The sequence below is a fragment of the Streptomyces sp. TLI_171 genome, assembly GCF_003610255.1.
Taxonomy (GTDB): Bacteria; Actinomycetota; Actinomycetes; order Streptomycetales; family Streptomycetaceae; genus Kitasatospora.
In genome coordinates, this window is sequence record NZ_RAPS01000001.1 from 4,177,010 (window position 1) to 4,188,854 (window position 11,845).

The 11,845-nt window shown below is 74.4% G+C and carries 10 protein-coding genes; 5 read left to right on the plus strand and 5 right to left on the minus strand.

Features of this window, described 5'->3' with window-relative positions:
* Window positions 1-7 precede the first annotated feature (7 nt).
* Genes BX266_RS19160 through BX266_RS19180 form a run of 5 tightly spaced genes read left to right on the plus strand, consistent with a single transcriptional unit; the run spans window position 8 to window position 7,407 of the window.
* Entirely contained in the window at window positions 8-1,042 is a 1,035-nt protein-coding gene (locus BX266_RS19160; RefSeq protein ID WP_099901458.1) for a glycine cleavage system protein T, read from the plus strand.
* Window positions 1,042-3,366 carry a beta-ketoacyl-[acyl-carrier-protein] synthase family protein gene (locus tag BX266_RS19165; RefSeq protein ID WP_099901460.1) on the plus strand — a complete coding sequence of 775 codons (2,325 nt, stop codon included), beginning with the start codon at window positions 1,042-1,044 and terminating at the stop codon, window positions 3,364-3,366. Before BX266_RS19160 ends, BX266_RS19165 begins: the two co-directional genes overlap by 1 nt.
* On the plus strand, window positions 3,366-4,499 hold the full coding sequence (locus BX266_RS38705) for a hypothetical protein (protein WP_180290534.1): 1,134 nt from the start codon (window positions 3,366-3,368) through the stop codon (window positions 4,497-4,499). Before BX266_RS19165 ends, BX266_RS38705 begins: the two co-directional genes overlap by 1 nt.
* Window positions 4,496-5,665 (plus strand): hypothetical protein, encoded by a 1,170-nt coding sequence (locus BX266_RS19175; protein WP_099901462.1) that lies wholly within the window; start codon window positions 4,496-4,498, stop codon window positions 5,663-5,665. Before BX266_RS38705 ends, BX266_RS19175 begins: the two co-directional genes overlap by 4 nt.
* 41 nt (window positions 5,666-5,706) lie before the next feature.
* On the plus strand, window positions 5,707-7,407 hold the full coding sequence (locus BX266_RS19180) for an MDR family MFS transporter (protein WP_099901464.1): 1,701 nt from the start codon (window positions 5,707-5,709) through the stop codon (window positions 7,405-7,407).
* Between the two features lie 24 nt (window positions 7,408-7,431).
* Here the strand turns inward: BX266_RS19180 and BX266_RS19185 are convergent, their stop codons facing one another.
* The 5 genes from BX266_RS19185 to BX266_RS19205 all read right to left on the minus strand — a co-directional run bounded on the left by BX266_RS19185 (window position 7,432) and on the right by BX266_RS19205 (window position 11,812).
* On the minus strand, window positions 7,432-8,427 hold the full coding sequence (locus BX266_RS19185; protein WP_099901466.1) for a LuxR C-terminal-related transcriptional regulator: 996 nt from the start codon (window positions 8,425-8,427) through the stop codon (window positions 7,432-7,434).
* A gap of 166 nt (window positions 8,428-8,593) precedes the next feature.
* Entirely contained in the window at window positions 8,594-10,420 is a 1,827-nt protein-coding gene (locus tag BX266_RS19190; RefSeq protein WP_099908047.1) for an AfsR/SARP family transcriptional regulator, read from the minus strand.
* Window positions 10,421-10,495: 75 nt separating this feature from the next.
* Window positions 10,496-10,690 (minus strand): hypothetical protein, encoded by a 195-nt coding sequence (locus BX266_RS19195; protein WP_099901468.1) that lies wholly within the window; start codon window positions 10,688-10,690, stop codon window positions 10,496-10,498.
* Window positions 10,691-10,855: 165 nt separating this feature from the next.
* Complete coding sequence (locus BX266_RS38710) at window positions 10,856-11,050, minus strand: hypothetical protein (protein ID WP_180290535.1); 195 nt, start codon at window positions 11,048-11,050, stop codon at window positions 10,856-10,858.
* Between the two features lie 216 nt (window positions 11,051-11,266).
* Window positions 11,267-11,812, minus strand: coding sequence for a GNAT family N-acetyltransferase (locus tag BX266_RS19205; protein ID WP_099901471.1), 546 nt, complete (start codon window positions 11,810-11,812; stop codon window positions 11,267-11,269).
* Window positions 11,813-11,845: the final 33 nt, after the last annotated feature.

Consider the following 11,845-nt stretch of genomic DNA (forward strand, 5'->3'; position numbering starts at 1 on the left):
AACAGCCATGACCACCGCCCCCGCCCGCACCGCGCAGGACGACTACACCACCGTCCGCACCGCCATCGGCGTCTACCGGATCACCGCCCCGCTGGTCCGCGTCTCCGGCGGCGACCGCTACGAGTTCCTCGACCTCTTCCTGGCGAAGTCCAGCGAGTACGTCGAGCCGGACTCCGTCCGCGAGGCCCTGGCGCTGAACGCCGACGGCTCGCCGTTCGCGATCCTGCTGCACTTCGAGATCGGCGACGACTCCTGGCTGCTGCCCCGCACCCCCGTCACCGCCGAGCAGCTCACCGCCTACCTGGAGGCGCTGGACGCGCCGTCCGACGTCACCGTCGAGGTCGAGCCCGAGGGCTGGGGCGCCAGCGCCTTCGAGGGCCCGCAGGCCTGGGCCGCCGCCGCGAAGTTCGTCGAGTTCGACGTCTCCGGCCTCACCCTGCACGGCGTCACCGAGTCCGCCGTCCCCGGCGAGCCCGCCGCGCTGGCCCACCTCGCCCGGGTCGGCACCACCGGCGAGTACGGCTACCTGCTGCTCTCCAACGCCCCCGAGGCCGGCCACGCCGCGGCCGTCGAGGCGGTCGTCGCCGAGGGCGGCGCCGAGGTCGGCGAGCAGGGCCTGGCCCGGGTCCAGGCCGAGGCCGGCATGGCCGTCTACGCCGCGGGCTTCGCCGGCCTGCCGGTGCACGAGGCCGACCTGGCCTGGATGGTCGACTGGAACCGGATCGGCGAGTTCCAGGGCTCCGACGAGCTGGTCAAGCCCACCGCCGAGACCGCCCGGGTCACCGCCCTCGCCGCCCCCGCCGGCGCGACCGTGACCGTCGGCTCCGCCGTCACCGCCGGTGGCCAGCAGGTCGGCACCGTGGTCTGGCAGGCCCCGTCCGCCAACGCCGACGAGGAACTGGTCGTCGCCCTGCTGGACGCCCCGTTCTGGGTCCCCGGCCTGGAGCTCTCCGGCACCACCGAGGACGGTGCGGCGGCCCCGCTGCGCACCGTCACCCAGCCCCGCGTCATCGCCCGCTCGCTGACCACCCGGATCCACTGATGACCAACACCACGACCGAACGCATCGCCCTCACCGGGCTCGGCCTGATCACCGGCGCCGGCGACGACGTCGAGAAGAGCTGGGCCGCGATCTCCCAGGGCATCTCCGGGATCAAGACCAACACCCTCTTCGACACCACCGAGCTGCTCACCGACTGGGCCGGCATGATCACCGCCGAGCAGCCCGCCGACCTCGACCGCTGCTACGCGCTGGCGGCCACCGCGATCCGCGAGGCCCTGCGCAACTCCGGCCTCGACCTGGACACCGTGGACCGCGACCGGGTCGCCGTGGTGGTCGGCTCCAGCCTCGGCGCGATGCCGACGCTGGAGAGCGTCCACCGGGACCTGGTCAAGGACGGCAAGCTGGACGCGGCGGCCGCCGCCGCCTCCCAACTCCCCTGCGTGGGCGACTACATCGCCGCGGAGTTCGACCTCCGCGGCCCGCGGGTGGTGCTCTCCAACGCCTGCGCGGCCAGCGCCGTGGCCCTCGGCTACGCGGCCGAACTGCTCTGGAAGGGCGAGGTCGACTACGTCATCTGCGGCGGCGTCGACCCGCTGGCCGAACTCTCCGCCTACGGGTTCTCCGCCCTCGGCGCGCTCGACCCCGAGCCGTGCGCGCCGATGTCCGCCTCCACCGGGCTCACCCTCGGCGAAGGCGCGGGCTTCATGGTCCTGGAGTCCGCCGAGCGGGCCGCCGGGCGCGGCGCCACCCCGCTCGCCGAACTCGGCGGGTACGGCCTCTCCTGCGACGGCTACCACCAGACCGCCCCCGACCCGAGCGGCAAGGGCGCGGCCGCCGCGATGGCCCAGGCCCTGCAGACCGCGGGCCTGGCCCCCGAGGACGTCGACTACGTCAACCTGCACGGCACCGGCACCCCCGCCAACGACGTGTCCGAGCCCAAGGCGGTGAAGCTGCTGTTCGGCACCGAGGTGCCGCCCGCCAGCTCCACCAAGTCGATGCTCGGCCACACCCTGGGCGCGGCGGGCGCGGTGGAGGCGATCGTCTCCACCATGGCGATCGACCGGGGCGTCATCCCGCCGACCGTCAACACCCGCGGCACCGCCTCCCCGTTCGGCCTGGACATCGTGCCGGACAACGGGCGGCCCGCGCCGCTCGAAGTGGTCGCCTCCAACTCCTTCGCGTTCGGCGGCAACAACGCCACCGTCGTCCTCAACAAGCCGGGCCGGCCCGCCCGTTCGGCCCGGCGCACGCAGCCCGTCCACCACGTGGTGGTCACCGGCGTCGCCGGCCTGGCCGGCTCGGCCGGCTCCACCGCCGAACTCACCGCCGCGCTCGCCGAGGGCCGGGTCGGCTTCGACACCCTGGAGCAGGTCGCCGGACTCGGCGAGCGCCCGATCGGCCGGATCGACGTCAAGGCCGTCACCAAGCGCCTCAACCCCAGCAAGGCCCGCCGGATGGACCCGCTCGGCGTCCTCGCCGCCGGCGCCGTCGGCGACCTGTACGAGCGGTACGGCAAGCCGTCCCGCGCCGAGGCCGAAGGCACCGGCATCGTCTTCGCCACCGGCTACGGCCCCGTCACCTCCGTCCTGAACTTCCACCAGGGCGTGCTGGAACAGGGCATCACCGGCGCCAACCCGGCGATGTTCGCCAACACCGTCGTCAACGCGGCGGCCGGGCACGTCGCGATGCTGCACCGCTACCGCGGCTACACCGCCACCATCGCCAACGGCGGCACCAGCTCGGTCCTCGCCCTGCAGCTCGCCGCCCGGGTCATCGCCCGCGGCATGGCCGACCGGATCATGGTCGTGGTCGCCGACGAGTTCCCCGAGCAGGCCCTGGCCACCCAGGCCCGGCTGCCCGGATACGCCAAGACCGCGAAGGTGGTCCCCGGCGGCGGCACCGGCACCGTGCTCTCCGAGGGCGCCGCCGCGATCCTGCTGGAGTCCGAGGCCTCCGCCGCCGCCCGCGGCGCGAACGTCCTCGCCGACGTCCGCGGGTTCGGCGCCTCCGGCGAAGCCGCCGGGATCGGCCGGATCGGCCGCGACGGCGAAGCCTGGGCCCGCGCCCTGCGCGCCGCCCTCGGAGAGGCCGAGTCCGCCCCCGGGCAGATCGACACGGTGGTCTCCGCCGCCTCCGGCTACCGCCTGGTCGACCTCGCCCAGTCCCGCGCCCTCGCCCTGGCCGGCCTCGCCGACCGCCCCACCCTCACCCCCAAGGCCCTGCTCGGCGAGACCTACGGCTCGGCCGGCGCGCTCGGCCTGGTCGCCGCCCTGGCCGGCGACGCCCCCGCCGGACGGCTCCTGCTGTCCAGCTTCGCCTACGGCGGCTCCTACGCCGCCGCGGTGTTCGACGCGAGGGCCTGATGAGCACCACCCGGACCGCCGAACGGCGCCGAACCACCGAGACCCTGACGGCCAGCTGGGCCCTCAGCCTCGGCCCGGTCCTCGCCGCCGCCGGCCCGGCGACCGGCACCGCCGGGCCCACGGCCCGGACCGGCGGAGCCGTCCCGGCCGCCGTCCCGGCCGCCACCCCGGCCGCCACCCCGGCCGCCACCCCGGCCGACGACGGCCTCCGCACGGCGGCCGGGCGACCCGTGGCACCCGCCGCCGAACCCCTTCCCGCCGCCCGCCCGGAGGGCGCCGCGGCGCCGAGCACTCGGCCACGGGCCGGGCTCGGGCGGCGCGTCGACGCGGCGGGCTTCGCGGCCCGGCGGCTGACGGCCCGTCTGGTGGCTGGCGAGGCCGGCGGGCTGGGCTCGGCGGCGCTGCTGATGGTCCGTGAGGTCGGTCGGCGCGGGCCGCTGGCGGCCGAACCGGTCCGGTACCGCCCGGGGGCGGAGCCGGTCGCCGGGACGGCGGCCGAGCCCGCCCCGGCCGACCCGGGCGAGGACGGCGCGACCGTCGACTGCCTGGTCACCCGGCACCCGCACCTGCCGCGCGACCGGATGGGCCACCGGCTGAACGACGCCGGCCGATGGCTGATCGCCGAGGCGGTGACCAGGCTCTACGGCGTCGAGCTGACGCCCCGTGAGCTGGCCCGGGACGAGCACCGGCGGTGGAGCGTGCCGGAGCTCGGACTGACCGCCTCGGTCGCCCACTGCGCCGAGTACTCGACGGTGGCGCTGGTCTCCGGCCAGCGCGTCGGCGTCGACCTGCAGGACCACCGGGACCGGCCGTTCGCGATGCAGTGGCTGGGCGCGCTGCTCGGCCGCCCGGACGGCGAGCCCGCCACGATGCGGGACTTCGCCGAGTGCGAGGCGCTGATCAAGGCCTCGCACATCCGCAAGGAGACCTTCGCCGGCGTCCGGCTGCCGGACTGGCGGCCGGGCTGGCGCCCCACCAACGTCGGCTACCTGGTGCGCTCCACCGACCTCGGCCACGGCCTCCAGCTCGCTCTCTCCACCGACGCGCCCGCCGAGGTGCGCTGGTGGTGGCAGCCGGACCCGGCCGCGCCGGCGGTCCGCACCGACGCCCTGACCCTGGAGCCCGCCGCATGACCCCGACCGCCACCGCAACCGCCCCGCAGGGGCGCGCCTACACCCGCCGGATCTCCCAGATCGAACGCGGCTACCTGAACGCCAACGCCACCGGCACCCCACAGCTGATCCAGATGGTGATCGAGGGCGCCGGACACCTCGACCCGGCCGAACTCGCCGACGCGGTACGCAGGTCCACCGCCGTCAACCCGGGTCTCGCGGTCCGCCGCAAGGGCCCGAACTGGCGGGCCGAGGCCGAGCTGCCGCCGATCACCGAACTGCCCGCCGACGCGGGCTTCGACCACCCGTTCTTCCACCGCGACCTGGACGTGGTGGCCGGCCCGGTCTGCGAACTGGGCCTGTCCACCGGGGCGGTCACCCGCCTGGTGGTGCGGGCCAGCCACATCGTCACCGACGGCCGCGGCCTGCGCTACTGGATCGAGGACCTGTTCCGCGCGCTGCGCGGCGAGGACCCGGTCGGCGCGGACTCCACCGTCGACGACGCGCACTTCCGCACCGCCGCCGCCCCCGTCCCGGCGGCGCCCGTCCCGCCCCGCGTCCCGGGCTGGCCGGCGATCCTCGGGCAGGGACCGGCCGACGGCACCGCCCTGTGGCTGCGCCGCTCGGTCCCCGCGACCCCGTCCGCGCCGACCGCACGGGTGGGCGCCGCGATCTCCCGCCTGCTGGCCGCCGACGCCGGCCGGCTGATCATCCCGGTCGACCTGCGCCGGCACGACCGCGAGGTGCGCTCCACCGCCAACCTGACCTCCCAGCTGGTGCTCGACCTGCACCGCGAGGACCGCTGGAACCGGCTGCACAGCCAGCTGCTCGCCGCCATGCTCCGCAAGCGCGAGGTCGCCGCCCTGGACCGGGACTTCCTGCGCAACAACCCGTTCGCCAACTCGCTGCGCGAGGCCCAGGAACTGGACGGCAGCCAGTTCCCGTGCACCGCGATCCTCACCGACCACGGCCGGATCGACACCGAGCTGTACCGCACCGCGGGCTTCCGCCCCACCGAGTACTACACGCTGCCGATGCTCGTCCCGTACGCCGAGATGTTCCTGAGCACCTGCCAGCTCGACGGCCGCACCGAGGTCACGCTGTCCTGCCGCAACCGGCCCGACGCCCGCCCGGCCGCCGAGGCCGTGCTGGACGAGGTCGAGCGCGCCCTGCTCGCCGCCGAGTGACCCGGCCCACTCCCCTCCCCGCTGATGAAGGACCTGCGAAGATGCCCACCACCCCAGCCCGCACCACGGTGAACGCGGCCAAGGGCAAGGCCCGCCGCAACCCGGGTCCGGCCCGCAAGCCCGCGGCGAAGCCCGCCGCCAGGACCACCACCACGACCACGACCACCGCCTCCGCCGTCGCGGTCGCCGAGCGGCCCGAACCGGAGGCCGTCGAGACCGAGACAGTCGAGACCGAGACAGTCGAGACCGAGACAGTCGAGACCGCGACGACCGCCGACACCGAGACCGTCGAGACCGCCGAGGCCGTCGCGGACAGGCCCGCTGACGCTCCGTCCGACGACTCCGGCCCGTCCAAGTCCGCGCTGATCACCATGGCGGTGGCCATCGCCGGCGGGTTCATCGCGCTGCTGGACACCACCATCGTCAACGTCTCCATGCAGGAGACCACCGCCCGGTTCGGCGGCATCAACCAGGTGCAGTGGGTGGTGACGGCCTACCTGCTGGCGCTGGCGGCCGTGATGCCCGCGACCGGCTGGCTGGCCACCCGGTTCGGCACCAAGCGGGTGTTCGTCGCCGCGGCCGGCCTGTTCGCGCTGGGCTCGCTCGGCTGCGCCGCCGCCCAGTCGCTGGACCAGCTGATCGCCGCCCGCGGCATCTCCGGCGCGGCGGCGGGCGTGCTCACCCCGGTGTCCACGATCCTGCTGACCCGCGGCGTGCCGCGCGAGCACCTGGCCAAGGTGCAGGGTCTGAACGGCTCGGTGATGCTGATCAGCCCGCTGCTCGGCCCGACCATCGGCGGCCTGCTGGTCTCCTGGGGCGGCTGGTCGGCGGTGTACGTGGTGAACATCCCGTTCTGCGCGCTGCTGCTGGCGGCCGCGCTGCGCTGGGTCCGCAAGGACGCCCCGCCGGCCGGCAGCGCCAAGCCGCTGGACCTGCTGGGCCTGGTCTCCTCGGCGACCGCCACCGTCTCCACCGTGCTGGCCATCCACGAGTACGCGGAGCAGGGGGCGACGGCGAGCGCGAGCCTGCTGGTGCCGGTCGGCCTCGCGGTGCTGGGCGCCGCGGTGTTCGTGGTGCGCGAGCTGAAGGCGACGTTCCCGCTGCTGGACCTGCGGCTGTTCCGGATCCCGGTGTACGCGGCCGCCGCGGTGAACATCTTCTGCCTGGGCTTCGTCCTCTACTCGCCGATGATGCTGATCCCGCTGTACTTCGAGGACGCCCGCGGCGAGTCCGCGGTGACCACCGGCCTGCTGATGTCGACCGGCGGCCTGGGCGTGGTGACCGCGGCCTGGCTGTCCCGGGTGCTGCTGCGGAAGATCGGCGGCGGTGCGACCGTGCTGATCGGCATCAGCCTGACCATGCTCGCCACCGCCCCGCTGACCAGGCTCACCGGCGACACCTCGTACCTGCTGATGTGCGGGAGCCTGGTGGTGCGGGGCCTCGGCACCGGCCTGACCATCGTGCCCACCATGACCCGGGCGTTCCAGTCGATCCGTCAGGAGTCCATCCCGGACGCCTCCTCGCAGCTCAACCTGACCCAGCGGATCGGCGGCGCGCTGGCCATCGCGGTGGTGACGGTGGTGCTCACCGACTCCGCGAAGGCGCACCACGGCATGGTGCCGGCCGCGTTCGCGCACTCCTTCGGCTGGCTGCTCGGGGTGTACACGCTGACCCTGCTGCCCGCCCTGGCGCTGCTCCTGGCGGACCGCTGGGAGAAGCGCCGGACGGCGGCGAGCTCCTGACGTGCCGTCGGTGGACGCCCGCGGTCAGCGCGTGGCGGGGAGCCAGCCGTCCTGGACGGCGTGCACCCCGGCCTCGAAGCGGCTGCGGGCGTCCAGGCGTTCCATCAGGGTGGCGGCGAACCGCCGCGCGGTGCGCGGCGAGACGCCCATCCGCTTGGCGATGGCCTCGTCGGTGTGGCCCTGGGCGAGCATCTTGAGCACCGCCAGCTCGTGCGGCGGCATCTCGTTCTCGTCGCACTTGGGGGAGTCGCCGACCGGGATCGCATTCGCCCACACGCCCTCGAACAGCGCGCACAGCGCGGCCACCGTGCCGGCGCCGCGCAGCACCACCGCGCCGGCCCGGGCGTCCTCGGTGTCGATCGGCAGCACGGCCTGCTGCCGGTCGAAGATGATCATGCGGATGGGCAGTTCGGGCACCGTGCGGACCTGGCCGCCCTGCAGGTTCAGCCAGGTCACGTGGTCCAGCGTCGGCCGGTGGTTGCGGACGCTGTCCAGGTAGACGGTGCGCATCTGCACCCCGCGCTCCAGCAGCGCCGCGTTCGGCTGCCGGCTGGCCCGCAGGTCCTCCTCCGAGTGGGCGCCGCCCGGGGCGAAGGTCGCCACCTCCTGGCGCACCGAACCGGCCAGGTCGGCCAGCCGCTCGCGGATCGCCTCCGGCCCGCTCAGCTGCTCCGAGGCCGCATCGGTCGGAGTCGGCCGGAGCGCCGAGCACTCCGCGATCAGCTGCGCCGCCGCGGCCCGGGAGGCCTCCACCCGCAGCTGCTGGGCCGCCAGGTCGGCCTGCTGACGGGCCAGCAGCACCTCCATCGCGGTCTCCGGCTTGATCGCCCGGAAGCCGATCCCCTCGCGCGCGGACGGCTGTACCAGGGCGAGCTCGCTCAACCGGTCCAGGCCGGTGCGGACCCGCTCCTCGGTGATGCCGAGCGACAACGCCAGCGCGGCCACCCCGGCCTGCGGCTCGGCGAGCATCCGGCGGTAGATGGCCTCGGCTTCGACGTCGAGCCCCAGTACGTCCAGCATGAATCGATTCCCCGTTTCGATCAGCGCCAGTGAGCAGTACTCAGGTCCCGAAGCTTACTGACACCGTGCAACCACACACTGACCCGTGCGTTCCGGAAAGATGTCCGTACAGCGGACGGCAGTGGGGCGGTCGGGGAAACTTGCGCGGCGGCCTCCCGCCGCGGCCTCAGGCGGCGGCCGGAAACAGCGGCCGGTCGGCCGGTTCGGCGGGCTCCGGCAGCGCCCGGGCGCAGTCCCGGATCAGGGTGTGGAACGCGAACAGCGCCGACCCCACCTGCCGGATCAGGTTGTTCTCGAACAGCACGTCCAGGAAGCCCTCCGCCTCGTCGGCGCTCAGGCCCGTCACCGCGGCCGCCCGGTCCACGTCGAAGGAGTCCGCGGGCTGACGGCTCATCAGCCGGCTGAACCGCTGCTGCGCGAGGTCCAGGTACTGGTACGAGGCCCGTAGTTGGGCCATCAGGTCGCGGTCCCCGGTGCGCAGGCAGCGGGCCCGCCGCTCCGGGTCGGCCAGCCGCGCCACCAGGTCCGCGACCGACCAGGCCGGCCGGTCCCGCAGCTTGGTCGCGGCGATCCGCACCGCCAGCGGCAGCCGCCCGCACAGCGCCACCGCCTCGGCCGCCCGGGCCGGCTCGTGCGCCACCCGCTGCTCCCCGGCCACCCGGGCGAACAGCTCCACCGCGTCGCCCGGCGGCAGCACGTCCAGCGACAGCGCCACCGCCCCGTCCAGCGCGCCGAGTTTGCGCCGGCCGGTCACCACCACCAGGGTCTCCCCGGCGCCCGGCAGCAGCGGACGCACCTGCGCGCTGTCCGCCGCGTCGTCCAGCACCAGCAGGCAGCGCCGGCCCGCCAACCGGGAGCGCCACAGCGCGCTGCGCTCCTCCAGCGAGGCCGGGATCAGCTCCGGGCCGACCCCGTCCGCGCGCAGCAGCGCGGCCAGCGCCTGCAGCGGCGGCACCGGCGGCCGCGACTCGTCGAACCCGTCCAGCGCGACGAAGAACTGACCGTCCGGGAAGTCCGCGGTCACCCGGTGCGCCAGCCGCACCGCCAGCGTGGTCTTGCCGATCCCGCCCATCCCGTCGATCGCCACCATCAGCGGCGCGCCCGCCGTCCGCCGGGCCACCGCCTCCAGCAGCAGCGCCGACTCGGCGACCCGGCCGGTGAAGTCCGTCAGGTCGTGCGGCAGGCAGTTGGGGCGACCGGCCCGGTCCGGCCCGGCCGCGGGCCGCTCCGGCGCGGGTTCGCGGGTGGCCGCACCGTGCACCCCGGGTCCGTCCGCCAGGATCTCCGCCTGCAGCGCCCGCAGTTGGGGGCTCGGCTCCAGTCCCAGCTCGTCCGCGAGGAAACGCCGGCCCTCCTCGTACACGGCCAGCGCGTCCGCCTGTCTACCGCTGCGGCACAGCGCCGTCATCAGGCTGCGCCGCAGCGAGTCGCGCAGCGGGTACTCGGCCAGCAGCGAGGTCAACTCCCCGACCAAGGACGAGGTCTCACCGACCTTCAGGCGCAGCGCCATCAGGTCCTCCAGGGCGGTCAGCCGCTGCTCGGTCAGCTTCACCGCGGCACTGGTCACCGCCGGGCAGTGGATGCCCGCGAACGCCTCGCCGCGCCACAGGTCGACCGCCGACTGCAGCAGCCGGATCGCCTCCGCGAACCGCCCGTCCCGTTCCGCGGCCCGCGCCTCCCGCACCTTGCGGGTGAACCGGTGCGCGTCCACCGCGTCCTCCGGGACGTCCAGCCGGTAGCCCACGTCCACCGTCACCAGCCGGTACTCACTCGCCGTCAGCACCCGGCGCAGGTCCCGGATCGCGTTGTGCACCTGGGGCCGCGCCGAGGGCGGCGGGTCCTCCCAGAGCTCGTCCACCAGGAAGTCCATCGGTACCACCCGGCCGGCGTTCAGGAGCAGCAGCGCGAGGAGTCTCTGCTGCCGCATGCCCCGGACGTCCACCAGGACACCACCCTGGCGAGCCTCCAGCGCGCCCAGGACCAGGAATTCCATCGTCTTCACCCCCGTGATCACGATCGGTCGGTCTGCTGCCTTGTGCTGCTGTCCTGCCGTCTGCTGCGGGTCGGCTCAGCCGCCCCAGGTCACGTCGCCGCCCAGCTGGACGATCGGGGCCGGGGTGGAGGTCGGGAAAGCGGTGGTCTGCACGGTGTCGGCGCCGTCGGCGACATTCCCGGCGAATTCCACGGAGCCCGCCGAAATGACCAGGGCGGCAATCGTGAGGGCCGAGAAAGCGATCAGCTTGGAGACACGGGTGACCAGCACGGGATTCTCCTGACGAGTAGTGGGGATTTCCGCCGGGATTTCCTCCCGGGGTTCCTGGCCGGCGTTCTCGCCCGCCGACACCTCTACTGTGGGCCACCCGGGGCCGCTGGGGAACCGCTCGAGGCTGGACGGAACATGCACTGTCCTAAGCCGTCCACCGCGACCTCACTCGAAGCCCCACCAGGGGCCGGGCACCAGCGTCGCGCCCACCGAGAGCACGGCGAAACCGTCCAGCTCCGGCTCCGCCGCGACCGCTCGGCCCACCAGGCCCGCGGCCCGGCCCTCCGCCTCCAGCAGGCTCTCCGCCAGGCTGAACACACCCACGGTGACCTCGTCGGGAGCGGTCCGATGGACGCTCACGTGCTCCAGCGCGTCCGCTTCGGCCGCATGGGCCCGGACCAATTCCGCCAGGTCGGGAGGAGCCCCTCGACCGACCGGCGCGCGCAACCTCGCGTGAACCAGATACATACTCCCATTCTCGTCCCCTCCACTAGGTACCCGAACCAGTCCGGGGTGGTCGCTTTGTGCCGTGGCAGAAAGCGTCCAGGGGTGGAGGGGACGAGAAGGGGGCCGACCTCAGACGTCGTCGGTCCATTCGGTGCTGAGGACGCCCATCTGGACCTGGTCGTGCCAGCTGCCGGCCCGGAAGACGGCCTCCCGGCGGCGGCCCTCCTCGGTGAAGCCGGCCCGCCGGTAGGCCGCCAGGGCACGGGTGTTGTAGCTGTTGACGGTGAGTTCGACGCGGTGCAGGCCGAGTTCGCCGAAGCCGTAGCGGATGGTGGTGCGCAGCACGTCGGTGCCGAGGCCGCGGTCCTGGTGGGGCGGCCCGATGATGATGGCCAGGGTGGCGCAGCGGTCCTTCGGGGTCGCGCCGTAGAGGGTGACGTGGCCGGCCAGGTCCCCGGCGTCGAGGGTCTCGACGGAGAGGCCGAGGTCGGTGCCCGTGTTCTGGCTCCAGGAACGAAACATGTCGGCGAGCCGGACGTCGGGCTGCGGGTGGACGGGACCGGTGACCTGCTGGATGGCGAGTCCGGGTTCGCGCCACCAGGCGGTCAGCAGCGGCAGGTCGGCCTCGCGGAGTTCTCTGAGCCGGACGAGTCTGCCGGTGAGCGGGTCGGTCATGCGGGCGGGGTCCTGTTCGGGCGGGGGCGGGGA

Bases quoted from the DNA above. Each gene is read 5' to 3' on its own strand.
- BX266_RS19205 (WP_099901471.1), bottom strand. From the start codon at position 11,812: ATGACCGACCCGCTCACCGGCAGACTCGTCCGGCTCAGAGAACTCCGC.
- BX266_RS38705 (WP_180290534.1), top strand. From the start codon at position 3,366: ATGAGCACCACCCGGACCGCCGAACGGCGCCGAACCACCGAGACCCTG.
- BX266_RS19185 (WP_099901466.1), bottom strand. From the start codon at position 8,427: ATGCTGGACGTACTGGGGCTCGACGTCGAAGCCGAGGCCATCTACCGC.
- BX266_RS19190 (WP_099908047.1), bottom strand. From the start codon at position 10,420: ATGGAATTCCTGGTCCTGGGCGCGCTGGAGGCTCGCCAGGGTGGTGTC.
- BX266_RS19165 (WP_099901460.1), top strand. From the start codon at position 1,042: ATGACCAACACCACGACCGAACGCATCGCCCTCACCGGGCTCGGCCTG.
- BX266_RS19180 (WP_099901464.1), top strand. From the start codon at position 5,707: ATGCCCACCACCCCAGCCCGCACCACGGTGAACGCGGCCAAGGGCAAG.
- BX266_RS19175 (WP_099901462.1), top strand. From the start codon at position 4,496: ATGACCCCGACCGCCACCGCAACCGCCCCGCAGGGGCGCGCCTACACC.
- BX266_RS19160 (WP_099901458.1), top strand. From the start codon at position 8: ATGACCACCGCCCCCGCCCGCACCGCGCAGGACGACTACACCACCGTC.